This window comes from Microbacterium sp. NPDC088619 (assembly GCF_044752825.1).
Taxonomy (GTDB): domain Bacteria; phylum Actinomycetota; class Actinomycetes; order Actinomycetales; family Microbacteriaceae; genus Microbacterium.
In genome coordinates, this window is record NZ_JBIVLZ010000001.1 from 1,052,336 (window position 1) to 1,075,710 (window position 23,375).

At 68.8% G+C, this 23,375-nt stretch carries 15 protein-coding genes and 1 tRNA gene; 7 read left to right on the forward strand and 9 right to left on the reverse strand.

Annotated elements, in window-relative coordinates; genetic code table 11:
- Positions 1 to 37: 37 nt before the first annotated feature.
- Complete coding sequence (locus ACIP5T_RS05395) at positions 38 to 1,645, reverse strand: trypsin-like peptidase domain-containing protein (protein ID WP_400861211.1); 1,608 nt, start codon at positions 1,643 to 1,645, stop codon at positions 38 to 40.
- 100 nt (positions 1,646 to 1,745) lie between these two features.
- Here ACIP5T_RS05395 and ACIP5T_RS05400 point away from each other — a divergent pair, with 100 nt between their 5' ends.
- Positions 1,746 to 2,945, forward strand: coding sequence for an aminotransferase class I/II-fold pyridoxal phosphate-dependent enzyme (locus tag ACIP5T_RS05400; protein WP_400861213.1), 1,200 nt, complete (start codon positions 1,746 to 1,748; stop codon positions 2,943 to 2,945).
- A 13-nt stretch (positions 2,946 to 2,958) separates the two neighbouring features.
- On the opposite strand, the gene ACIP5T_RS05405 is transcribed toward ACIP5T_RS05400, so the two are convergent.
- Complete coding sequence (locus ACIP5T_RS05405) at positions 2,959 to 3,774, reverse strand: carbon-nitrogen hydrolase family protein (RefSeq protein WP_400861216.1); 816 nt, start codon at positions 3,772 to 3,774, stop codon at positions 2,959 to 2,961.
- A gap of 79 nt (positions 3,775 to 3,853) precedes the next feature.
- On the opposite strand from ACIP5T_RS05405, the gene ACIP5T_RS05410 reads away from it, so the two are divergent.
- Positions 3,854 to 3,927 (forward strand) — tRNA-Met (locus ACIP5T_RS05410).
- 278 nt (positions 3,928 to 4,205) lie between these two features.
- Positions 4,206 to 4,796: a hypothetical protein gene (locus tag ACIP5T_RS05415; RefSeq protein WP_400861218.1), complete on the forward strand. Its 591-nt coding sequence runs from the start codon at positions 4,206 to 4,208 to the stop codon at positions 4,794 to 4,796.
- A gap of 151 nt (positions 4,797 to 4,947) precedes the next feature.
- Here the strand turns inward: ACIP5T_RS05415 and ACIP5T_RS05420 are convergent, their stop codons facing one another.
- Together ACIP5T_RS05420 and ACIP5T_RS05425 are read right to left on the reverse strand one after the other, a co-directional pair.
- Positions 4,948 to 7,845 (reverse strand): UPF0182 family protein, encoded by a 2,898-nt coding sequence (locus ACIP5T_RS05420; RefSeq protein ID WP_400861220.1) that lies wholly within the window; start codon positions 7,843 to 7,845, stop codon positions 4,948 to 4,950.
- A gap of 46 nt (positions 7,846 to 7,891) precedes the next feature.
- On the reverse strand, positions 7,892 to 8,986 hold the full coding sequence (locus ACIP5T_RS05425) for a PDZ domain-containing protein (protein ID WP_400861223.1): 1,095 nt from the start codon (positions 8,984 to 8,986) through the stop codon (positions 7,892 to 7,894).
- Between the two features lie 117 nt (positions 8,987 to 9,103).
- Here ACIP5T_RS05425 and ACIP5T_RS05430 point away from each other — a divergent pair, with 117 nt between their 5' ends.
- Positions 9,104 to 10,486, forward strand: coding sequence for a zinc-dependent metalloprotease (locus tag ACIP5T_RS05430; RefSeq protein ID WP_400861225.1), 1,383 nt, complete (start codon positions 9,104 to 9,106; stop codon positions 10,484 to 10,486).
- A 777-nt stretch (positions 10,487 to 11,263) separates the two neighbouring features.
- On the opposite strand, the gene ACIP5T_RS05435 is transcribed toward ACIP5T_RS05430, so the two are convergent.
- Together ACIP5T_RS05435 and nudC are read right to left on the reverse strand one after the other, a co-directional pair.
- The gene (locus ACIP5T_RS05435) at positions 11,264 to 12,985 is read right to left on the reverse strand and encodes an ATP-dependent helicase (RefSeq protein ID WP_400861227.1); all 1,722 of its coding nucleotides are present in this window, start codon (positions 12,983 to 12,985) and stop codon (positions 11,264 to 11,266) included.
- The gene (gene nudC / locus ACIP5T_RS05440) at positions 12,982 to 13,881 is read right to left on the reverse strand and encodes an NAD(+) diphosphatase (RefSeq protein ID WP_400861229.1); all 900 of its coding nucleotides are present in this window, start codon (positions 13,879 to 13,881) and stop codon (positions 12,982 to 12,984) included. The genes ACIP5T_RS05435 and nudC overlap by 4 nt, the downstream gene beginning before the upstream one ends.
- Positions 13,882 to 13,945: 64 nt before the next feature.
- On the opposite strand from nudC, the gene ACIP5T_RS05445 reads away from it, so the two are divergent.
- A complete protein-coding gene (locus ACIP5T_RS05445; RefSeq protein WP_400861232.1) occupies positions 13,946 to 15,277 on the forward strand; it encodes a phosphotransferase in 1,332 nt (443 codons plus the stop codon).
- Here ACIP5T_RS05445 and ACIP5T_RS05450 read toward each other — a convergent pair.
- On the reverse strand, positions 15,223 to 18,672 hold the full coding sequence (locus tag ACIP5T_RS05450; protein ID WP_400861235.1) for a UvrD-helicase domain-containing protein: 3,450 nt from the start codon (positions 18,670 to 18,672) through the stop codon (positions 15,223 to 15,225). The two genes, ACIP5T_RS05445 and ACIP5T_RS05450, sit on opposite strands and share 55 nt — an antisense overlap.
- Positions 18,669 to 21,905 (reverse strand): ATP-dependent helicase, encoded by a 3,237-nt coding sequence (locus ACIP5T_RS05455; protein ID WP_400861238.1) that lies wholly within the window; start codon positions 21,903 to 21,905, stop codon positions 18,669 to 18,671. Before ACIP5T_RS05455 ends, ACIP5T_RS05450 begins: the two co-directional genes overlap by 4 nt.
- A gap of 186 nt (positions 21,906 to 22,091) precedes the next feature.
- Here ACIP5T_RS05455 and ACIP5T_RS05460 point away from each other — a divergent pair, with 186 nt between their 5' ends.
- A complete protein-coding gene (locus tag ACIP5T_RS05460; protein WP_042541981.1) occupies positions 22,092 to 22,316 on the forward strand; it encodes a DUF3107 domain-containing protein in 225 nt (74 codons plus the stop codon).
- A 7-nt stretch (positions 22,317 to 22,323) separates the two neighbouring features.
- The gene (locus ACIP5T_RS05465) at positions 22,324 to 22,611 is read left to right on the forward strand and encodes a hypothetical protein (protein WP_400861241.1); all 288 of its coding nucleotides are present in this window, start codon (positions 22,324 to 22,326) and stop codon (positions 22,609 to 22,611) included.
- 10 nt (positions 22,612 to 22,621) lie between these two features.
- On the opposite strand, the gene ACIP5T_RS05470 is transcribed toward ACIP5T_RS05465, so the two are convergent.
- Complete coding sequence (locus ACIP5T_RS05470) at positions 22,622 to 23,335, reverse strand: ferritin-like fold-containing protein (protein WP_400861242.1); 714 nt, start codon at positions 23,333 to 23,335, stop codon at positions 22,622 to 22,624.
- Positions 23,336 to 23,375 lie beyond the last annotated feature (40 nt).

The following is a 23,375-nucleotide window of genomic DNA, read 5'->3' on the forward strand; positions in this document are numbered from 1 at the left end:
GGGGTGGCGTCCTTCTCTGCGAACGGGATCTTCCGAGTCAGCCGGCGAGTTCGCCCAGAGTCACGTCGGTCTCGTATTCCTTGCCGCCGCGGATGTACGTGACCTTCGCCTCGCTGCCGGCGGCCGCTGCGCGCACCTGCGCCGTGAGGTCGCTCGCGCTCGTGATGGGCACTCCGTTGAAGGCGGTCACGACGTCGTCGGCCTTCAATCCGCCGGCGGCGGCTGCGCCGCCACCCGTGACGTCGGCGATGTAGGCGCCAGAGACGTCGGCGTTCTCGACGCTGGCCGCATCTCGGACCGATGCTCCGAGCAGGCCGTGGCTGGCTGCACCGTCGGCGATGATCTCCTCGGACACGCGCTGAGCGATGTTGGCGGGGATCGCGAATCCGATTCCGATCGAGCCCGACTCCTCGGAACTCCCGGAGCTCGCGATCGCGACGTTGATGCCGATCAGCTCGCCCTTGGCGTTCACGAGCGCACCACCGGAGTTTCCGTGGTTGATCGCCGCGTCCGTCTGGATGACGGCGATCGAGATCGATTCGGACGACTGCTGCGACGTGTTGCCGGGCAGATCGAACTGGAACGGTCCTTCACCTTCCTCGGGCGTCTCCTGCTCGTTCTGCGGAGCGTCCTCGGACGACGAATCGGGAAGAGCCGATGAGGCGATCTGGATGCTGCGGTTCAGGGCGCTGACGATTCCGGTCGTGACCGAGTTCGACAGACCGAGAGGCGCTCCCAATGCCACTGCGGTGTCACCGACGTTGAGCTTCGATGAGTCGGCGAAGTCGATCGGTGTGAGATCCGTCGCATCCTCGAGCTTGATCACCGCGAGGTCATAGATCGGGTCGGTCCCTACGACGGTCGCCGCGAAGATGCGCCCGTCCGAGGTGGTGACCCGGATCGTCGGGTCGGCCACGGCGCCGCCGAGGGTCACCACGTGAGTGTTGGTGAGCACGTAGCCGTCGTCGCTGATGATGACGCCCGACCCGCTGCCGCCCTGATCGGAACCCGCCACCTCGATGGTGACGACCGACGGGAGTGCCGCGGTCGCGACGGCGGTCGTCTCGTTGACAGATCCGGGGTTGTTGACCGTGATGGTCTCGGGGCCCTGGGCGACGCCCGTCGACCCCTGATCCGAGATCCCGTTGAGGATCGCGCCGCCGCCGAATCCGGCGACGCCGCCGACGAGGGCGGCCGCGAGCACGATCGCGGCGAACTTCACTCCGGCGCGGGGCTTCTGCTCCTTGACCTTGGTGGGGCCGCCGACCGGCTGGCCGGGCTCGGCTCCGGGATGAAGACCGAATGCGGCACCGGGGGACGCCGCGGTCGGCGCGCCGACGGGTGCCTGCTGCGGTCCTGGCTGGTGCGGTCCTGCCTGATGTCCTGAGGCGCCGAAGTACGGCTGGGGCACGGTCTGGGCTGCCGGTGCGACCGGGGCGCTCGGAGCCTCGAAGGCCGGAGCGGGCGACGACGCGAACGTCGGGGGGACGTGGTGTCCCTGGTATGGCCCCGGAGCCGCGACGGTGCCGGTGGTATCTGCGGCGGCATCCGTCGTCGAACGGTCGACGACCTCTGCTGCCTCGGTGGACGGCGCTGCGTCGTGAGACGCAGGTGCCGAGTGGTCCTGGGTGCTGTCTTCGTTCATGGTGTGTGCTCCTTCAACAACGCCCTCTTAGAGTGACGCCTGTATCTGTGCGTTTCGTATGGCGAAGATGAGTTTCACCTATGGCCTTAGCCTGTTCTTCATGAGTGTCATCCCCGGAGCATGGCGGCGCACGGCAGCAGGGGCCGGTCTGCTCGCACCAGACGGAAGCGTCGCGCCCACCATCTTCGCAGAGATGTCCGCTGCTGCGGCCCGAACCGGTGCGATCAATCTCGGGCAGGGATTTCCCGATGAGGACGGCCCCGCAGAAGTGCTCGACGCCGCCAGGGAGGCGATCTCCCGCGGAGTGAACCAGTACCCGCCGGGCAGAGGGAACCCCGACCTGCTCGAGGCGATCAGCGAGCACCAGCGGCGTTTCTACGGGCTGGACGTGGACCCCGCGCGCGAGGTGATCGTGACCGCCGGCGCGACGGAGGCGCTGACCGCGACTCTGCTCGCCCTCATCGACGGTCCGGACGACGAGGTCGTCGTCTTCGAGCCGTACTACGACTCCTATGCGGCCGCCGTCGCACTCGCCGGTGCCCGGCTGCGCACGGTGCCGTTGCGAGCACCGGACTTCCAGCCGGATCTCGAGCTGCTGGCGGCGACGGTCTCCGACCGCACGCGCATCATCCTGGTCAACGATCCCCACAACCCCACCGGTGCCGTGTTCGATCGCGAGGTGCTCGCAGAGGTCGTCCGTCTCGCTGAGCTGCACGATGCGATCATCGTCACCGACGAGGTCTACGAGCATCTCGCCTTCAGCGGCCCGCACACCCCGATCGCGACACTTCCCGGCGCCGCCGAGCGCACACTCACGATCTCGTCGGCGGGTAAGACGTTCTCCGCGACCGGATGGAAGATCGGCTGGGTGCACGGACCCGCCGACCTCATCACGGCAGTGCTGACCGTGAAGCAGTATCTGACGTACGTGAACGGCGCGCCGTTCCAGCCCGCCATCGCCGTGGGACTGCGACTCGGCGACGAGTTCTTCGCGGGTGCGGCGGCGACCTTGGCGCACAAGCACGAGATCCTCGGCACGGGGCTCCGCGCGGCGGGGTTCACCGTGTTCCCGCCGCAGGGCGGCTACTTCACCGTGGCCGACGCGTCAGCGCTCGGCGGCGCGGATGCTGCCGCGTTCTGCCGCGCGCTTCCTGACCGCGCGGGAGTCGTGGCGATCCCCCTGAGCGCCTTCGTGTCGGCGGCGCGTCGCGACGAGTACGCAGGACTCGTGCGCTTCGCGGCGTGCAAACGCGTCGAGATCCTCGAGGACGCCGCGGAGAGACTCGCGTCGAGCTTCTGATCACTCGACCGATTCAGCGCGGCCCGACGGCGTATCTGCGCACCCGCAGCGACGGGTTCACCGCGCGCACCCGCTCGATGGCCGCCCGCTCGACGGCCGCGACCGCGATGCCCTCGTTCGTTCCCACTCCGGCGAGTACGACCCCCTGCGGATCGACGATCTGCGAATGACCGACGCCGATCGGGGTCGGATGATCGGCGGCGATCACGTAGGCGGTGTTCTCGATCGCTCTCGCAGCCAGGAGCGTCGTCCAGTGATGCTCTTTGAGCGGACCGCGCACCCACTCGGCCGGCACCACCAGGGCATCGGCGCCCGCATCCATCAGGAGGCGTGACACCTCGGGGAAGCGCAGGTCGTAGCAGGTCATCAGCCCGAACCTGAGTCCGGCGACCTCGAACGTCACCACTCCCCCGACCTCCCCCGCCTCGACCCAGTCGGACTCCGTCTGGCCGAACGCGTCATACAGGTGCTGCTTGCGGTAGGTCGCGAGGAGTCCGTCGCCTCGAACCGCGACGACCGTGTTGCGCACGTGCGTCGTGTCCGAGGCCCGCTCGGCCAGCCCGGCGACGATCACCACTCCATAGTCGGCGGCGAGCGCCGTCAGCGTGGAGACGAACTCGCCGTCGAGCGTCTCCGCGTTCTCGGCCAGCGTGGCGTCCATCGGATCCACGAAGTAGCTCGAGTACTCGGGGAAGACGATCAGCCGCGCACCGCGCGCCGCAGCATCCGCCGTCAACTCCGCGATGCGGTCGCGATTGTCCTCCCGCGAGGCCGTCGGCGCGAACTGGCATACAGCGACGGGAACGGCGGCTGAAGCGGTCTCTGTCATGCTCACATCCTCCCCCATGGGTTCCCGTCGCGCCTCGATTCGCGGACTCCCGAATCCCGTGTTAGGCTATAAAACGTGCCGCGGGGTGGAGCAGTTCGGTAGCTCGCCGGGCTCATAACCCGGAGGTCGCAGGTTCAAATCCTGTCCCCGCAACGAGAATGCGACACAAGAAAGGCCCCTGATCGGGAGAGATTCCGATCAGGGGCCTTTCGCATGTGCGCCTCCCGAGGACCTCGCAGCCGAGCGGCATCGAGAGCGCTCGACTCGCCCGCGACGTGGCTCGTCACGACGTGGTGCCTGTCGACGGTCCCGCCGGGCAGGTTGACCACACGACCGCATCACACGCGGATCAACTCGCTAGACTGTCCCGCCGAACAGGGCCGCTGTCGACGGCGGCCCTGCCGTCAAGAACAACGACACGGAGGGCCATCATGACGCAGACACCCGGAAGCGCCGCAGGGAACCGCCAGTCGCCCGCTTCGAGCGCATCCCGGCGCGCGATCGTCAGCCTCTGGATCGGCGCCGTCTCGCTGCTGCTCTCGGCAGCACTGTTCGTGCTCGTCTTGCCGATCCCAGCGCTCCCCCCGGCCGCTGCAGCCGCCGCGCTACTGGCGATCGTTGCTCTCCTGGTGGGCGGCCGAGCGAGACGCTCCGGGTCGCCCCGCGCGGGGACTGCGGCCGTCGTCGTCGCAGCGGTCGCCCTCGTCGTCGATCTCGTGCTGGTCGGCGTGATGGCAGCCGGCGCCCTCTCCGGCAACGGCCTCACGCGGGTCGAGGTGCGCGCCACTGGCGGGCCCACATTCACGGTCTCCTTCGCCGACGACACGCAGACGTACGACGAGGAGTGGTCTTCCACCGGCTGGAAGCAGTTCACGACGACCGGGGATACGGCGCAGATCGTCGTCACCGCCCCGGACGGAGACACGGACTCGACAGTGAGCTGTCAGATTCGCTGGAATGACGAGCTGGTCGTCGAGCAGAGCGGCACGGGCTCCGTCACCTGCCGCTACGACGCCGGCTGATCGGCTGGACTGACCGGACCGGGCTGATCGAGCCGGCGTCGCCGGAACGTCCGCCGCGCCCTCGTCCGGCTCCGCCCATGGAGCGGATAAACGGACGATGCCGCCCCTCGCGAACGAGGGACGGCATCGTGTGCAGACGGGGCCGGGGCTGTCACTCCCCCGACGACGCCTCGAGTCCGAGCAGCGTGTTCACCGCGTCGGTGAGCCGCTTGTCGGCCTCGGCGAACTTCGTCAGATCGCCTTCCTTGAGAGCCGCTTCACGGTCGGTCAGCGCCTGCTGGGCCGCCGCGAGAGCCTCCGCCTCGACGTCGGTCGGCGCGGTCGGCTCAGTCGGGACCTCACCGGTGTCCGGATCCGGTTCGGTCGGCTCGACCTGATCGTCTCCGCCGGCCGCACCGGCGTCACCGCCGAACAGCGTGTCGAGGGCCGCGGTCAGCGTGTCCTCGAACGCGACCTTGTCTCCGAAGGCCACGAGGACCTTCTGCAGACGAGGCAGCTTCGTGCCCTCCGAAGACTGCACATAGACCGGCTGAACGTAGAGCAGGCCGCCACCCACTGGCAGCGTCAGCAGGTTTCCGTAGAGCACCTCCGACTCACCCTGTTGCAGCAGGTTGAGCTGGGGCACCACCGACGTATCCGAGTTGTACGTGTTCTGCACCTGACCAGGGCCGGGGACCGTCGTATCGGTGTCGATCTCGAGCATCCGCAGCTGACCGTAGCCCTCGGCCTTCACGCCGGCTTCAGACCCTGCGTCCGAGTCCACCGCGAGGTAGCCCATCAGCACGTCGCGGTTTCCACCACTGCCCGTCGCCGACGGGATGAAGGTCGAGAACATCGAGAACCGCGGGGAATCCTGCCCCGGCATCTGCATCGTCAGGTAGTACGGCGGCTGCAGGACCGCGTCGCTGCGCGGGTCGTTCGGCGTCTGCCACCGGTTGTCCTGCTGCGCGAACGAGCCTGCGGTGTCGATGTGGTAGATCCCGAGGATGTCCCTCTGGACCTTGAACAGATCGGTCGGGTAACGCACGTGGCTCATCAGATCAGCCGACATGTCGCTCACGGGCTTGAGCGTCGACGGGTAGATGTTCTGCCACGTCTGCAGCACGGGATCCTTGTCGTCCCAGGCATAGAGCGTCACCGAGCCGTCGTAGGCGTCGACCGTCGCCTTGACCGAGTTGCGGATGTAGTTGATCTCGTCGATCGCGAGCGTGGGCGACGGGATGTTCGAGTCGGCGATGGCCTCCGACAGGCTCACGTTCGTCGAGTACGGGTAGGTCGCGCTCGTCGTGTAGCCGTCGACGATCCAGACGACGCGTCCGTCGACCACGCTGGGGTACGGATCACTGTCGAGCTCGAGGTACGGAGCGACCTTCTGCACACGCGTCTTGGGGTCGCGGTCGTAGAGAATCTGCGACTCTTCGTTCACCAGGTTGGAGAACAGGATCTGCTCCGACTGGAACTTCAGGGCGTAGAGGAGCTTGGTGAAGGTGTTGCCGATCTGCGGTCCGCCATCGCCCTCGAACGTGGTCTTGGTCTCGGTCGAGCCGTCCTTGCCGCGCGGGTAGTCGATCTCGACGGGGTCGGTGCCGTCGGGCGAGCCGACGATCGAGTACTCGGGAGAATTCTCGCCGAAGTACACGCGAGGCTCGAACTCCTCCTGCTTGGTGAGGAAACCGTCAGACGGGATGCCCCGCTCGAGGAAGACCGGCTCGCCGTCGGGCGTGCGCTGGTTGCCCGCCGCGACCACCAGGCCGTAGCCGTGGGTGTAGACGGCAGCGCGGTTGTTCCAGTTGCTGACGTCGACGCCTTCCATGTCGAGGTCACGCACGGAGACCACGGTGTCCTGCATCTCACCGTCGATCTCGTAGCGGTCGACGTCGAGGTTCTGCTGGAACTGGTAGTACCCACGGTACTGCTCGAGCTGGCGCACGGCCGGGCTGATGACGGCGGGGTCGACGATGCGGATGGATGCCGTGGTCTCGGCATCCTCGCGCAGCTGGCCGGCCTCGGCGTCGGTCTCGGCCTCGAACGGCGTCGTCTCGAGGTTCGCGACACCGTACGCCTCCTTCGTGCCGTCGATGTTCCGCTGGTAGAACTCGGCCTGATAGGCGTTCTGGTTCGGTCGCACCTGGAAGGTGGTCACGGCCCACGGGAAGCCGACGCCCACGACGAGCGAGGCGACGATCAGCAGCGCGGTCGCGGCGAGCGGGAAGCGCCAGCGACCGATGACGGCCGTGACGAAGAAGAGGACGGCCACGATCGCGGCGATGATCGTGAGGATCGCGAGTCCGGGGATCGTCGCGTTGACGCCGGTGTACGCGGGACCGACGATGCGGTCGTCCTGCGCGACGAGGGTCTTGTAGCGGTCGAGCCACAGGCTGGCCGCCTGCACGAGCAGGTAGAGACCGGCGATGATCGCGAGCTGGATGCGTGCGGGCTTCGAGATGCGCAGTTCGCCCTGGCCGATCCGCACGGACCCGTAGAGGTACGACACCAGAGCGGTCACGATGAGGGTGAGCAGGAGCACCGCCGACACGAAGGCCAGGAGGATCGAGTAGAAGGGCATCGCGAACATGTAGAAGCCCGTGTCGACGCCGAACTGCGGGTCCACCGTGTCCGTGGCCACACCGTTCGCCCACAGCCACACGGTCTTCCACTGGCTGGCCGCGGAGAACCCTGCGAACAGGCCGAAGAAGATCGGCATACCCCACATCGCGAGGCGGCGGAGCGGCTCGATGACCTCCTGGTACCTGTCGAGCTGCGAGCTGAGCCGCACGTAGACGGGACGCAGCCGGTAGGCGAGCTGGATGGCGACGAACAGCGGCACGGCCATGCCGAGGAATCCGACGACGAACATCACCGCCGTGGCGATCCATTGGGTGGTGAGAACTCCCTCGAAGCCCACCTGGTCGAACCAGAGGAATTCGGTGTAGAGCGACGCGAAGACGAAGAAGGCGGCGATCAGCGCGGCGATGATCGCCAACGAGATGCCGAATATTCGGCGCGAGGTTCGGGGAGTGGCCGGGTTCGGTGCAGAAGTCGAGGTCACCGTCCCATCCTAGGCACGCCTTACTGTGCTGCGGCTGTCATCCCTGTCACGGGGAGGTCACGACGTCGCACGACGGCAACGATCCGACGTCGCCGCCCTCGGCGATCACCTCGAGCGCTGCGAGCGATTCCACCAGTGTCGACGTGCTGACCACGGTCAGGCCGTCCGGCACATGACCGGTGACCTCGTCGCAGTTCGTCGACGGTGCGAGGAAGTAGTCCGCCCCGGCATCGCGAGCGCCGTAGAGCTTCTGCCGGATGCCGCCGATCGGTCCGACGGTCCCGTCGGCTTCGATCGTCCCGGTGCCCGCGACATTCTGCCCGCCGTTGAGCTCCCCCTCGGTGATGGTGTCGATGATGCCGAGCGCGAACATCATCCCGGCGCTCGGACCGCCGACGTTGTCGAGCTGGAGCGTCACATCGATCTCGAAGTCGTAGTCGGTGCGCAGAGTCACGCCGATCAGCCAGGTCGTCACGTCGCCGTCCGTCTGCTTCGCGGGCGTCACCTCGACGACCTGCTCTTCGCCGCCGCGCTGCACCGTGAGCTCGACGGGCGCGCCTGCCGCATCCTGGATCGCCTGACGCAGCTGCTTCGCCGAGGTCACGGCTGTGCCGTCGACGGCCGTGATGACGTCCTCCGCCTCGAGTGCGCCCTCCGCCGGTGCATCCTCGACGACCTCCTGCACGACGACCTCGGCTCCTGTGTCATAGCCGAGCTCGTTGAGCGCCGCGGCTGTCGCCTCGTGCTGCGAGTCGACCATGAGGGTCGCGTTGCGTTCATCTCGCTGCTCGGTGGTGACCCCCTCGGGGAAGACCGAGTCGAGCGGGACCACCGCTCGCGAAGAATCCATCCAGGCCAGAGCGAGCTCGAACCAGCTCGGCGTGCGCTCACGGTTGCCGACGACCTGCACTGTCGTGAGGTCGAGCGATCCTGCGGTCTCGAACGTCTCCGCACCCTCGACCTGGATGAGGGGAACCTGTTCGCCGTCCGCACCGGCGGCGGTGCCGAGCGTGTCGTAGACCGGGCCCGGCCGTTGGATGACGTACGGCGTCGGGAGGAAGGTGAGCACGACGAGCGCGATCAACGCGACGACCAGCGCCCAGACTCCCAGTCCGAGCTTCACAGGCCTGGTTCGATCCACAGGGTTCCTCCGTCGTTCGCGGGCGGCGTACAGCGATCTGCCCGCTTCGGGGTCTCGCGGCCGATCCTGTGACTAGCGTAGATGCCACGGCTTTAGGCGTGCTGAGAGGCGAGCGACATGTCAGACAACGACCCGACCCCCGAGGACTTCCAGGAGTTCCTCCGACGAATGATGTCCGGCCAGGGTGCCGGCGACATCGACCCCGAGGCGCTGCAGAACGCCTTGTCGGGCATGGATGGAATCCAGCTCGACCCGGCGATGATGCAGACGATCATGTCGCAGCTGCAGGGTGCGTTCGGCGGTGACGCCTGGGAGAACGCCCTGCGTCAGGCGCTGCACATCGCCAACCGCGACGGCCTCGGGATCACCGACGGCTCGCGGAGCTCGCTCGTCGATTCGTTCGCACTCGCCGACCTGTGGCTCGGCGAGGCGACGACGATCTCCGAGCTCGCCGAGTCTCCCCGGGCGATGACGCGGGGCGAATGGGTAGAGGCGACCCTGCCCGTGTGGAAGGAGATCGCCGATCCGGTGTCGACGAGCATCGCCGATGCGCTCACCAGCGCTCTCGACACGCAGATGCCCGAAGAGATGCGCGACGTCGTGCAGGGTGCCGGAAAGCTCATGCGCGGTCTCGGCGGCTCGGTGTTCGCCGCGCAGTTCGGGCAGGTGCTCGGCAACCTCGCGCTCGAGGTGGTGTCGGGCGGCGATGTCGGCATCCCCGTGCTTCCGGCCGGAACTGCGGCTGTCATCCCGCAGAATCTGACGGCGTTCGGCGACGGTCTCGAGATCCCCGAAGACCAGATCACTCTCTATCTGGCGACGCGCGAACTCGCCTACGCCCGCCTGTACCGCCATTCGAAGTGGCTGCACCTGCACGTCATGGCGCAGATCACCGATTTCGCCCGCGGAGTCACGGTCGATGTCGAGGCACTCGAAGACGTCGCGAGCCGCCTCGACCCCTCGAACCCCGAGGAGCTCCGCGCGGCGATCGAAGGCGGCGCTCTGCTGCCCACCCAGACGGAGGCGCAGCGCGAGGCACTCGCTCGTCTCGAGAATCTCGTGGCGACGATCGACGGCTGGGTCGACGTCGTGACCGCCCAGGCCACGTCTCGCCTTCCCGACGGAGCGAGGATCGCCGAGGCGGCCCGCCGTCGCCGCGCGGTGGGCGGCCCGGCGGAGGACGCTCTCGGCGCGCTCGTCGGCCTGAAGCTGCGACCGCGTCGTCTGCGTGAAGCGTCGGCGATGTGGCAGGCGGTGACCGATGCCGTCGGCATCACGGGGCGCGACGCGCTCTGGGACTACCCCGACCTCATGCCCACCTCGGAGGACATCGACGACCCGTCTGCGCTGGTCGCCCGGCTCCAGGCGAGCGCACGGGGAGAGCAGCCCGTCGCCGACGAGTTCGATGAGGCCCTGGCGCGTCTGCTGGACGGCGACGACTTCTCAGGAGAGGAACCGGAGAAGGGCGGCGACGGCCCCGGAGGAGACCGCCCCGTGTGAGCGGCGTGCGCTGACTTTTCCACGGATGCCGGAGACTCCCCCACTCGGACCTCGGCTTTGCGCAGAATCGAGGGATGTCTCCTCTGACGCCCAAGACCATCACCCGCCTGGACCCCGCCGTCCCGCTGCTCTGGCGTGACGGCGAGACCCTGCAGATCGGGATCGAGGGCACGCTGCGCATCCCGGCGTCGGAGCCGTGGGTGGAGCGTCTGATCGGTCGCATGGCCGCCGGGTTCCGGCGCACGGCCTTCGACGTGGTCGCGCACTCCGCCGGTGCACCGCGAGCCGAGGCACGGATGCTCCTCTCGCGGCTCGAGCCGTTGCTCGTCGACGATGCCCCCGCTCCGAGAGCGGCGTGGGTGGAGAGCATCGACGTCGCCGACGCGCGATGCGAGTACCGCATGCGCGAGGCACTTCTCGACGAGGGCATCGACGCAGGGGTGCGGGAGAACCCCGGCGACATCGGAATCGTGCTGGTCGAGGGTGCGGCCGCAGCCCTGCACTTCGCCCGCTATCTTCGCGACGACACCTCCCACCTCCCCGTGGCGCTCGAGCGAGGGCGGACGACTGTCGGCCCCCTTGTGGTTCCGGGAGAATCCGCCTGCCTGACCTGCCGCGACGAGCATGAGCGCCAGCGCGATGACGCCTGGCCCCGGATGCACGCTCAACTCATCGGACGGGCGTCAGGTCCCATCAGTGCCGCGCGGATCGCGGACGCGGCGACGCTCGTCGCGCGACTCCTCGCGGAGACGTCGACAGCGGGCTCGTTCGTCGAGGTCAGCGGCGATGGTCGGCGCGAGTGGCGTTCGGTGACGTTTCACGAAGAATGCCGGTGCCGCGAGCAGTCGTTCCCATCTCTGCCAGGAACCGCGACGGCGCCCGCTCCCCTCGCCCCGCTGAGCGCGACCACGACAGTGAGAGAGTACGCGCGGCCCGCGTGACGCCGACGTAGGCGAGGCGGCGTTCTTCGTCGATCGCCTCGAACCCCGTGGCGTACGAGATCGGAAGCGCTCCCTCGGCCCACCCTGCGAGGTGCACGTGCGGCCACTCGAGCCCCTTGGCGGCGTGCAGAGTCGAGAGCGTCACCGTGCGCATCGTGGGTTCGTGCTGATCTTTCGCTCGCGCCATGAGCGCATCGCTGAAGGTTCGCAGGTTCTCGTCCGGCCCGGCATCCTCGGCGAGTCGCAGAATCGCCCGCCGGGCCTCCCACCCGTCGCGCTGCGCACCCCCGGCGGCAGGTGGCTCCTCAGAGAGCCCCAGTTCGCGCAGGACGCGCTGGACGCCGGGGAGGAACCCCTGCTCCGTCGGAGCGACGGCAGCGGCCCGCAAGGCCAGGATCGCCTGTCGCACCTCGGGCATGGCGAAGAACCGCGTCCCGCCGAGCACCGAGGTCGGGATGCCCTGTGCGGCGAGCGCCTGCTGCAGCACAGCCGACTGCGCATGAGCCCGATAGAGCACCGCGATCTCGGAGGGTGAGGCCCCGGATTCGATCCGCGCCGCCACGGCAGCGGCGATCCCCTCGGCCTCGTCGCGCTCGGAGTCGTACGCCGTCACCGTGGGCGATTCCGCGTTGAAGGTCTCCCTCGCGGGGATGAGCTCCAGCGCACCCGGCCGACCCTTCATGAGGGCGTTCGCCGCTTCGAGGATCGGCGCCTGCGAACGGTAGTTGGTCTCGAGCCGTACGACCGTGGCCTCCGGATGCCGCCGCTCGAACTCCAGCAGGAATCGCTGTTCGGCGCCGGCGAACGAGTAGATGGTCTGACTTGCATCGCCGACGACGCAGATGTCCTTGCGATCACCCAGCCAGAGTTCGAGCAGTCGGTTCTGGAGCGGAGAGACGTCCTGATACTCGTCGACCGTGAAGTGGCGATACTGCTCGTGCACAGAGGCGGCGACGCGGGGCTCCGCTTCGAGCATCCCGGCGCATGCCAGCAGCACGTCTTCGAAGTCGAGTTGGCGCCGCTCGTCCTTCAACGCCTCGTAGCGCTGTTGCAGCTCGACGAACTGCGCCGAGTCGATTCCGCTCATCGTGCGACCGAGCAACGAGTGCTGTTCGATCGAGAGCATCGACACCTTGCGCCATTCGATCTCCGAGGCGATGTCCCGGAGGGTCGCGGTGCTCGGACGCAGACGCATCGAGTCGGCGGCCTGACCGAGCAGCCTCACCTTGTTGTCGATGATCGACGGAGCGGGTGAGCCGGCCAACGTCGGCCAGAAGAAGTTGAGCTGCGCGAGCGCGGCGGCGTGGAACGTGCGCGCGGCGACGCCTTCCACGCCCAGGGCGCGCAGACGTCCCCGGAGCTCCCCCGCCGCCTTCGCAGTGAACGTGACCGCCATGACGCGCGAAGGCGAGTACGCACCGGTGTCGACACCGTGGGCGATCCTGTGGGTGATCACCCGTGTCTTGCCCGTTCCCGCGCCGGCCAGCACGGCGACGGGCCCGCGCAGAACGGATGCCGCCTCGCGCTGTCGATCGTCGAGGGCTTCGAGCGCGCTCACGCGCGCTCCTCGAACCATTCGAGGATGAGCGCGCGCGCGATCGATGCGGGTCCGGGCAGGCCGACCGGTCCGTCGCCGGCGAGAGCGGACCCGATCTCGTCGCGGGTGAACCAGCGCACGTCGATGATCTCCTCGCCGTCCGGCCGCAGCACGTGGTCGTCCAGAGCCACCGCACGGAACCCGAGCATGAGCGAGCGTGGGAAGGGCCACGGCTGAGACGCGACATAGCGCAATGAGGCCAGGCGGACGCCCGATTCCTCCTCGAGCTCGCGATGCACGGTCGACTCCAGGGACTCGCCCGCCTCGGTGAATCCGGCGAAGCACGAGTACATCCGCCCGCCCCAGTTCGCGTTCGCACCGAGCAGGAGTCGTTCGCCGTCCGAGCTCTCGACTGCGACGATCACCGCAGGATCCGTACGCGGGAAGTGCTCGCGACCGCAGACGAGGCAACGACGCGACCATCCGGCCTGGCGCACCTCTGTGCCTCCCCCGCAGCGGGGGCAGAACGGCGCGTCGCGCAACCAGCCACCCAGCGCGAGGGCCTCGATGAGCAATTCGGTGTCGCGGGAGTCGAGACGCGCGCCGAGGTCGCGGAGACCCAGCCAGACCTCCTCCGGGGCGGCGTCGACGGTGTCGCCCTCCGGCGGCAGAACGGCGAGGAGCAGAGCGCTTCCGTCTCCGTCGCGGCCGAGGAGCGCCCACGTCGCGTCGACGATCTCGGACGCCGGCACTCGCAGCAGTGCGGCCGGATCGAGGTCGTTGCCGGAGATGCGCACCCGACCGTCACGCACAGCGATCACCCTCGTCGCGTCGTCGGCGCGGAGCCGATCGAGGACGCCCGGTTCGACACGGAGATCCGCGGCTCGGTCGAGGGACGTGCTGCTGTCGGCGATCATCGGCTCCCTCTCTCACGGGCGTGGCGGAAGCAGGACCGCCCCCACGTCCACCTACCCTGGAGGCATGGGACGCTCTCCATTCACTCTAGCCGCGGCGGTGACTGCCGCACTGCCCGGCGCCGAGGTGACCGGGGCACGCGCGCTCAGCGCCGACGGCGACGGCCGCTTCGACTCCGCCGTCGCCACCCTCGCCGACGGACGCGAGCTCGCGATCCGTGTGGCCGACGACGACGAGACCTCTCGAGAGCTCGCCGCCGAGGCCCTCGCGCTCAGGGCGCTGACAGCCGGCGCGCGAGCGATGCTGCCCTTCAGAGCTCCCGAGTACATCGGCGAGACCCGCCTGGCAGACGCACACGCACTCGTGACCGAGCTGCTGCCCGGCTTCCAGATCGAAGCCGCGATGGTGCCCGCCGGCCGGGGCGCCGCCGAATCGATGGGCGCTGCGATCGCCGCTGTGCACGCGCTCCCGACGTCGGTCGTACGAGGCGCCGGGCTGACCACGCGGTCTGCCCAGGAGAGCCGCGACGAACTCGCTCGCCTGGTCGACGTCGCGGCATCGACCGGACGCGTCCCCGCTCGGCTCACCGTCAGGTGGCGGGACGCCATCGCCGACGACGACCTCTGGCGTTTCGAATCGACGGTGGTGCTGGGTGGAGTGCAGTCGACCTCGTTCATCTTCCGCGACGACCCGGACCTCGGCCCTGAGGTCACCGGACTCGTCGGATGGCATTCCCTTGCTGTCGGCGACCCGGCGATCGATCTCTCCTGGCTGTCGACCGCGCCCGATGCGGCCGACGACGTGCACGCCTCGTACGCGCGCGCAGCCGATCGCGGCCCCGACGCGGCGCTCGAAGTGCGCGCTCGACTGCTCGCCGAGCTCGAGTTCGCCCGCTGGCTGGTGCACGGAGACGCTCTGCACCGCCCCGATATCGTCGACGATGCCGCCGCTCTTCTCGAGGCGCTGGCAAACGGGCTGCACAGCGACGATCTCGGCGTGATCGCGTCGCGCAACGAAGGTGTCGAGTCTGCTCTCGATGCGCTCGACAGGGTTCCGGCGAGTGCCGTCTCGAGCGTCGACACATCGATGCAGACCGATGCGTACAACCCGAACGATCTCTGGCGCGACGACAGCGACGCCCAGAGCACGAGCGACCTCAGCGATACGGCGGACGCCGCGCGTCGTCTTCAGGTGGGCGGCCTCGAGACCGAGGACCTGTCCGCGGTACGCGACCAGGTCTCGGGAGACCTCGGCACGGCGCGGAGCTCGTCTGGCGGCGACGGTCATGCCGGGGCGTCCGAGAAGGCGGACGGCTCCGACGAGGGATCGCCCGAGGATGAGGCTCAGCGAGCAGCGCGGGCAGCGCTCCAGCGCTGGAAGAGCTCCGACTCGGAGTAGACCCGGTCACCGCGGATGACGAGGTCGTCTGCGACGTAGTACAGCGCGACGTCGATCTCGTCGAGCGGCACTCCGAATCGGCGATGGTAGGCGAGGCGGTACAGCGCGAGCTGCAGCATCCGCTCTTCTCTCTCTTTGGGTGTGCGAGGAGCCTTGCCCGTCTTCCAGTCGACGATCTCGATACGCCCGCCCCGATCCTCGCGTCGGTAGACCGCATCGAGCTTGCAGATGACGATGTGGCCGTCGTCGCCCGACCGTGCGCCGCCGCCCAACGCGAAGTCGATCTCGATCTCGACCGCGATCGGCTTGAGGGTTCCCCATTCGCTGGCCTCGAAGATCTTCTGCAGAGACGAGAGGTCGGCGGCATCGGCCGACGACACCTCCGCTGCTCCGACGGTCTCGCTGAAGGACAGATCGTCTTCATCCAGCTCCCACAGCGCCTCGTCGACACGCTGACCGACGCCTACCAGTTCGCTTCGCCGCTCGACCCAGGCATGGAACAGCGTGCCCAGGCGCGTCTGCCGGTAGGGCCGCTCCGGCATCGGGCGGACGATGGACGACACCGTGCCGGTGAAGTCGGTGACGTAGTCCTTGAAGCGCGAGGCGGGCACGCGGGTCGGCGGCGCCGCATCGGTGCCGCGCAGCCGGGCAGCACGCTCGGCGAGCAGACGGACCAGTTCCGGGGAGGCCACCGGGTCGCCCTCAGCTGCCGCACGCACGGCTGCGGCGGCTGCCTCGACGACGCCGCGTCGAGCTCCCAGTGGGTCGAGCGGCCACGTGAGCGTGGCACCCGGACCGTCGTAGGGGTTCTCGTCAGGATCCGCGGGCTCGATCGGGCCGCGTCCGAGCACCTCCATCGCCTCCATCAGGTAGGGGCTCGGCGCCTTCGGCTGCTTCTGCCCCGCCCAGTGCGCCCCGGTCAGGAGCAGGTGGCTGCGCGCCCGCGTGACAGCCACGTAGGCCAGCCTTCTCTCCTCCTCCTGCTGATACTCGCGGTAGGCGTCCTTGAACACGGTGATCGCGCCCGGCGCCGTCTTGCTCCTGCTCGTCAGCGACGCGATCCCTGCCTTGAGCCGCTTGGCCGGATCGAGCTCCTCGTCGGAGGGGGGAAGCCAGCTGAACGTCGGCAGAGCCGCACTGTCGCCCCGCAGAGCGAACGGCAGCACGCCGAAGCCGAACCACCCTGCCGTGTCCGTCGGCCGCGACGGCAGTTCTCCCTCGACCATGCGCACCACGGCGACCGCATCCCATTCCAGGCCCTTGGACCCGTGGATGGTCAGAAGCTGGACCACCCCCGGCTCCGGCGGCTCCGGGCGCGGCACCAGCTCATCCGTGCTCTCCGCCTTCTCCAGCCAGGCGAGGAGACTCGAGATGGTCCCCCGCTCATCAGCGGCGAGGAACGACCGGACCTCATCGGTGAACGCGCGCAGCTGCGTGGCGGCGATGCGCGCCGGTCCCCTCGTCTCGTTCGCCGCGAGCTCGATGTCGAGGCGCAGCTCGAGCTCGATGAGCCTCAGCATGTCGGGAAGCGGCAACGACGACGCTCGACGGAGACGTTCGAGCATCTCCCCCGCCGCCCGTATGCGAGAGCGCCCTTCTGGGGTGATGCCCGACAGGAGGCGGTAGTCGTCGCTGAGGCCACGGAGCACATCGACGGCGTCGATGATGGACAGCGCCTCGTCGGCTCCACGCGACGCACGGATGCGCTTGCGCAGCTCGTCGTCCAGCGGCAGCAGCCCGCTGTCACGCCGGGAGAGCTCCGCCGCGAGATCCTGCAGTGCGGCCATGTCGGCGACCCCGACCGAGAATCGAGGCCCGACGAGGAGTCTGATCAGCGCAGAGCCCGCAGTGGGATCGTGCAGCACCCGCAGCGTGGAGACGACGTCGACCACCTCGGGCGTCGCGAGGAGACCGCCGAGGCCCAGGATGCGGTGGGGAATCCCCTGCGCGGCCAGCGCTGCAGCGAAGGTCTGCATATGGCGCTTCGACCGGAACAACACCGCCCCGGTGTGCGGCTTCGCGGGGTCAATGTGTGCCGCACGACGCGCAGCGAACCACTCGGCGACCGCGCGCGCCTCCTCGTCGACCGTGAGCGGGAAGCTCACTTCGACCGAGCCGGGGCCCGCACCCGGGCGAGCCTCGAGGGGTGGGACGTCCAATCCGGGTCTGCGCAGAGGACCGAGGATGCGGTTGGCGACACCGAGGATGCTCCGGTCGTTGCGCCAGCTCGTCATCAGGCTGTAGTTCCCGACCGTCTCGTGCTCGGAGAAGGTCCGCGCGAAGGCGTGCAGGTTGTCTGCGCTGGCGCCGCGCCAACCGTAGATCGACTGGTGGGGATCGCCGACCGCCATCACGGCGGAGTCGCGGAAGAGCCGCGCCAGGAATTGCGTCTGGATCACGGAGGTGTCCTGATACTCGTCCAGAAGCACGACCTGATGCTGCTGTCGGAGGTCGTCGCGCACATCGGGTGAGGACTCGACGATGTCATAGGCGCCGCTGACCTGGTCGGCGAAGTCCAGCACACCGCGGCGTTCCTTCTCGGCGATGTAGTCGCGGACCAGGACCGACAGCGCGGGGAGGGCGCGCAGGTTCGCGGCGGCGGTCGCGACATCCGCATTGCTCCGGTACGGTTCGAAAGCCTCAGCCTGACGCAGCGCGATCCGATCCGCGCGATCCAGGTCGACCCTGTGATCGAGAGAGTCGCCGGCGAGGCGCTGAACCGCGTCGACCACCCCCGCCACCGATCGGTCGATCTCCTCCAGCTCGGGGAGGTCGGCGCGCAGCACGACGTCCCGCACCAGCATCCAGGATGCCGCCTGGCTGAGCATGGCGACGTCGGACTCACGGCCGATGCGCGCCGCGTGCTCGCGCACGATGCCGTCCGCGAACGCGTTGTACGTCGACACCTTCGGACGGATCAACAGGTCCTCTGCGGAGAGCGGGGCAGCATCGCCCGCTGTGCCGAAGCGCTCGGCGAGTTCGTCGAGCACCTGCGATCGGACGACCTCGCGCTGACGACCGTTCGCTGCTTTCGACACGCGATCGAGAGCGTGGCTCGCCACGATCTCGGGAAGGTGCGGCAGCAGCCCTCTTCTTCCGTATTCGTCGATGAGCGCCAGCCTGACGCCGATCCGCTCGGCGAGTTCACCGGCGGCCTTGCGGGTGAAGGTCAGCCCGAGAATCTGATCGCGGCGCACGTGCCCGTTCGCGACGAGCCAGACGACGCGACCGGCCATCGTCTCGGTCTTGCCACTGCCCGCTCCTGCGACCACGAGAGCCGGTGCGGGTGGCGACTCGATGACTCGCTGCTGGGCCTCTGTGGGCGCCGGAAGGCCGAGAGCGGCGGCGACATCCAGTGCAGAGATGCCGTGCCCCGCTCCCGTCCACGCCGTCACGCGCTCACCGCGGCGACAGTGTGGATGCGGCACGGCTGGACGCGCCACTGGGTGTCTGCGCAGTGCGCCTCGACGTGCGCGGTGAAGCTGGACGCCGACATGCCTCGAGCGGCCTCGGCGATGCGTCCGAGGAACTGCACCCGCTCTTGGCCGGCGAGGGTGTGCTGGTGTGCGACGCGGAAGTCGCTCCCGGCGAGCGTCTTGGCCACCAGCACGAGCCGGGCTCCGGCCAGCGCCGCCGACTCCGCGCCCGCGATGAGACCCTCCTGCACCGCCACCTGATACGCGGCGAGCTGCGCGTGGTCCGCGACCTTCTGCTCGCTCTCCGGCTCGTACTTGCCCGTCTTCAGATCGACCACCACGACGCGCTCTCCTCCCTGCGCATCGGCCATACGCGTCCATCTCTGCCCTCGGGCCTTCGCGTGTTCCCCGCCGCCGGCGGTGTAGGCCTCGACCCTGTCGATGAAACCGTGAACGATCGCATGGTGCGGGTGAGGTTCGTCCGGTGCGGTGCTCACCGCGCGGACAGCAGGCGGGGCGCCGATCTCTTCCGGAACCTCGACCGCGAATCGGAACTCGACCTCGCCGGCGATCACACGACCGCCTTCCTCTGCCACGTCCGAGAGATAGCTGTGCAGTCGATCGATGTACAGGTCGGCTCGACGGCGCTCTTTCCTACCGATCCAGGCCGTCTCGAAGTCGAGCTCGGGCCAGTGCTCGGCCAGAACCTCGCGCAGGCGATCCAGTTCTCCGTCAGGCACCTGTTCCATCGCTTCATGGATGATGGTGCCGATACCCGCCGACGGCGGCATCACGGTGTCGCCGCCGAGTGCGGAGACCGCCCAGTTCAGCTCGCATTCCTCGAACGATTCCATGCGTGACGGCGACACCCGAGCCGCGTCGACCGCGAGGTCGTGCAGTGGGGCGTCGGTCGTCGGCGGAGCCACGCCGTACCACTCGGACGGGTCCGCGCCCGGCACGCCCTCCCTCGCGAGCACCGCCAGCTGTGCGGACGCGTGCTCTCGCGCGGCCAGGGAAGTCGAGGTCGTCAGCACCCGGCGATGACGTGCGACGAGCCCTCGCAGGGTGAGCGGGTGCTCCGCCGAGGCATGCAGCTCGGGTGGATCGGGCGGTGGGAGGAAACCGAAGAACGGGCTGGGCGTCAGGTCGTCGTCGTCGACCGCGGTGATCAGGAGTCTGCGGCGTGAGCGAGAGATCGCGCGCACGAAGAGACGCAGCTCGTCGTGGAGCGCCGCACGGCGCCGGTCGAGGGTCTCGGGCGGGTGCTCGGCGGTGCCGGTGCGGGCGGCGAGCAGCGCATCGGCGAGGCGCCAGGTCTGCAGCATCCCGCCGCGCAGGCGCACGTTCGGCCAGATGCCGTCCTGCACTCCGGCCACCACGACGGCGTCGAACTCGGTGCCGAGCGCTGTCGCCGGCGTGAGCAGGGTCACCCGCCCCGGCCGATCGGGACTCGACAGGGAGTCTTCGGGCACCTCGCTGTCGAGGATGTCACGCACGAACGCCTCGGGCTTCTCATTCGGGGTGCGCTCGACGAATCGCTTCGCCGCGCCGAACAACGAGACGAGGGCGTCGAGGGCTCTCGCGGTCTCGGCACCGCTGGGCTGCAGCGAGATCTCACGCCACGCGACCTGGAGCTTGCGCCCGTCGACCGCCCTGGCCTGATCCCAGACTCGCCACAGGAGATCGTGGATCGTCTCGCCCTCGGCCGCCGCGTCGGCAACCTCGGCGACGGTCGAAGCGAAGCGCGCAGCCAGTCGGGATTCCTGCGCGTCGATGAGGGTGAAGTGGTCGGGCGAAGCCAGCGCCTGACGCAGCAGCTCCCGAGCCGGAGTCGAACCGCCGAGGTCGAGCTCGATATGGCGCAGACGTGCGCGAAGACGCCGGAGGCCGATCGCATCCATGCCGCCGAAGGGGGTGCGGAGCGCCTCCTCCCAGTCGTTGGAGGTCCGGTCGTCCGGTGCGGTGAGGGCCAGGCGCACGATGCCGACGATGTCGCGCACGATCGGCTCGGAGCCGAGTGGACGCTGCACACCCGCGGCCCTCGTCGGAATCTCGCGCGCCGCCAGCTCGGACTCGAGCTGGGTCACCTGGCGGGTGTCGTGCGCGATCACCGCGATGCGATCCCACGGAACACCGTCTGTGAGGTGCCATTCACGCATGACGCCGGCGATGCGGTCGAGCTCTTCATGCGGCGACGGCGCGATGAAGGTGCTGACGCCGGAGGGGGCGCCTGCGTCCCGTGCGTCGAGCGGTTCGGGGGCGCGTCGGTGGTCGATGCGGCCTGAAGCCCCGATCGCCTGTGTGACGGTGCGGGTGAGGGATGTGAGAGCGCGTGCCTGGCGATGAGGCGCGTCGAGGACGTGCACCTCGCCGAGCGCCGCGGCGAGCTGAGCGAACAGCTCGGGACTCGCTCCGCGGAACGCCCCGGAGGAGATGTCGGGATCGCCGAAAGCGAGCACTGCCGTGCCTCGCGCGCGGAGCGCCTCGACCACCGCGATCCCGCCGCGTGTCAGTTCCTGCGCATCGTCGATGAGGACCACTCTCAGATCGCCGAGAGGCCCCAGGGCGTTCGGCTCAGCCGCCTGCAGGATGGTGCATGCCTCGGCGAGCAGATCTGCGGCGTCTCGATGCGATGCCCGCGCCTGATCGAGCACCTCGCGGTAGTCGACGAGGAAGTCGGCGACTGCCGACCACGCGGCATCGTCGGCCGCGCGCAGCTCCTCGGGCCGCGCGCCGAGCTCGACGCACTCGGCGAGGAATGCACGAAGCTCCGACCGGAAGCCCTTCGATGCGCGCACCGCGGGGCTCAGGGCCTGCGGCCATACGATGCGCTCGTCTTCCGCATCGCCCGCGAGCAGCTCGGCGATCAGGCGGTCCTGGTCTGCCCCTGTCAGCAGGGCCGGAGGCTCTGCTCCCGCGCGCACCATCGCTCCGCGCACGACCTGGAAGGCGAACGACCCGAGAGACCTGGCCAGCGGGCCGGGAGTGGCCTGACCGATCCGCACTCCGATGCGGTCCCGCAGCGCCGTGGCCGCCTGCCTGCTCGGTGTGAGCACGAGGATCTGCTCCGGAAGCATCCCGACGCTGTCCAGCAGATGCACCACGCGCTCGGTGAGAGAGCGGGTCTTGCCCGTGCCCGGCGCCCCGATGATGACCCCGGATGCCGACGCGTCTGCACCGATCACGGTGTTCTGCGCGGCATCCTCTGTCATGTCCTCCACGCTACTGCGGCGCACGGACATCGCCGCTCGCCGCCGTCTCACGACGCTGTGCGCTCAGGGCGAAACCGACCGGGTCGGCGGATCCCGGCACCTCGTCGCCCGGTAGAGTTGGGCGCAGTCGTCGGCCTCCGAGGCCGACTCGACCACAGCATCGTCGACTGGAAAACAGGAGTACGCGTGGAAATCCGCATCGGCATCATCAACACCGGCCGCGAGCTCAGCTTCGAGACCGCTTCGAGCGCGGACGAGGTCCGCGCGCAGGTCTCGTCTGCTCTCGAGCAGAACACCTCTCACCTGAGCTTCGCCGATGTGAAGGGCAACTCCTACCTGGTTCCGACCGCGAACCTGGCCTACATCGAGCTCGGCACCGAGGAGTCTCGTCGCGTCGGCTTCTTCGCCTGACCCCACGATGTACATCCTCCTCGCTCTCGTCGGAGCGTGCGCGCTCGGCATCGCGGCCCATTACATGATCGGTGGCCGCGAGCTGCGCGGGGTCGCTCTGACGCCCGCGATGGCCACGGCCCTCGCCGCGCTCTTCTACACAGGCTTGCAGTGGCTGGGCGTCGGAGAGGACAGCATCTGGCTGTGGCTCGCGAGCATCGTCGGCTCCGTAGCGGTCGCAGCAGGCCTCACGGTCGCGATCGTCGCGTCGCGCCGCCGGTCGGACGCCACGACCAGAGCCGCACTCGGCATCTGAATCGCTCCGTCTAGGAGGCGAGCCCCATCGCGTCCATGCGGCGGGCGTGCGCGCCCATCAGCTCGGTGTAGACGAGCTCGACACGGTCTTCGCTCATGGCGGCGAGTTCGGGCTGCCGCAGGGCCGAGCGGCACACGAGGATCGTGTCGCCGACCAGACGACGCGCCCACATCGACAGAAGCGATCGCCACTCGCCGTCGCCGTCGATGGTCTCCTGGATGATCGCGACGATCTCGTGTCGCGCGTCGTCCTCAGCCAGGATCTCGGCGACCCGTTCTCCCGTGTCCCCATAGCTCGATGCGAGGGCGAAGTAGAAGTCGTCGAGCATGCCCGCCGTGATGTACACGGCGAGGAGAGTCTCCCTCGGGCGCGCGCCGATCGTCTTCCTGCGGAAGGCGTCGAGATTCTCACGGAACGGGAGCATGAGCTGGGTCGGGTCGTCGCCACGCTCTGAGATGACATCGACGATCGCCCGGTGCTTGGTGAGCGCAGCGCCGGCGGCGCGCGAGAGAGACTCCTTCTCGGAGAGCTCGGGCGTCGCCCTGATGAGTCGGGTGAGAGTCTCGAAGTACCCCAGCTGCAGGTATGCGGCCTGCCCGAGGAATCGTGGCAGCTCGGGGGCCAGTTCGGCGAAGTCGACGCGCGTCGCTGCGCCTTGATCCCCGCGACTGCGCAACGTCAGTGTGCGCCGGGGCGTCCTACGCTTCCAGAACCAGTTCACCACGGGCTTCACAATACTCGGACGACGGGGTCCTTCCGGGCGT

Excerpts from the sequence above, each read along its gene's own strand:
- ACIP5T_RS05395 (WP_400861211.1), bottom strand. The coding sequence starts at position 1,645 with ATGAACGAAGACAGCACCCAGGACCACTCGGCACCTGCGTCTCACGAC.
- ACIP5T_RS05400 (WP_400861213.1), top strand. The coding sequence starts at position 1,746 with ATGAGTGTCATCCCCGGAGCATGGCGGCGCACGGCAGCAGGGGCCGGT.
- ACIP5T_RS05405 (WP_400861216.1), bottom strand. The coding sequence starts at position 3,774 with ATGACAGAGACCGCTTCAGCCGCCGTTCCCGTCGCTGTATGCCAGTTC.
- ACIP5T_RS05415 (WP_400861218.1), top strand. The coding sequence starts at position 4,206 with ATGACGCAGACACCCGGAAGCGCCGCAGGGAACCGCCAGTCGCCCGCT.
- ACIP5T_RS05430 (WP_400861225.1), top strand. The coding sequence starts at position 9,104 with ATGTCAGACAACGACCCGACCCCCGAGGACTTCCAGGAGTTCCTCCGA.
- nudC (WP_400861229.1), bottom strand. The coding sequence starts at position 13,881 with ATGATCGCCGACAGCAGCACGTCCCTCGACCGAGCCGCGGATCTCCGT.
- ACIP5T_RS05445 (WP_400861232.1), top strand. The coding sequence starts at position 13,946 with ATGGGACGCTCTCCATTCACTCTAGCCGCGGCGGTGACTGCCGCACTG.
- ACIP5T_RS05455 (WP_400861238.1), bottom strand. The coding sequence starts at position 21,905 with ATGACAGAGGATGCCGCGCAGAACACCGTGATCGGTGCAGACGCGTCG.
- ACIP5T_RS05465 (WP_400861241.1), top strand. The coding sequence starts at position 22,324 with ATGTACATCCTCCTCGCTCTCGTCGGAGCGTGCGCGCTCGGCATCGCG.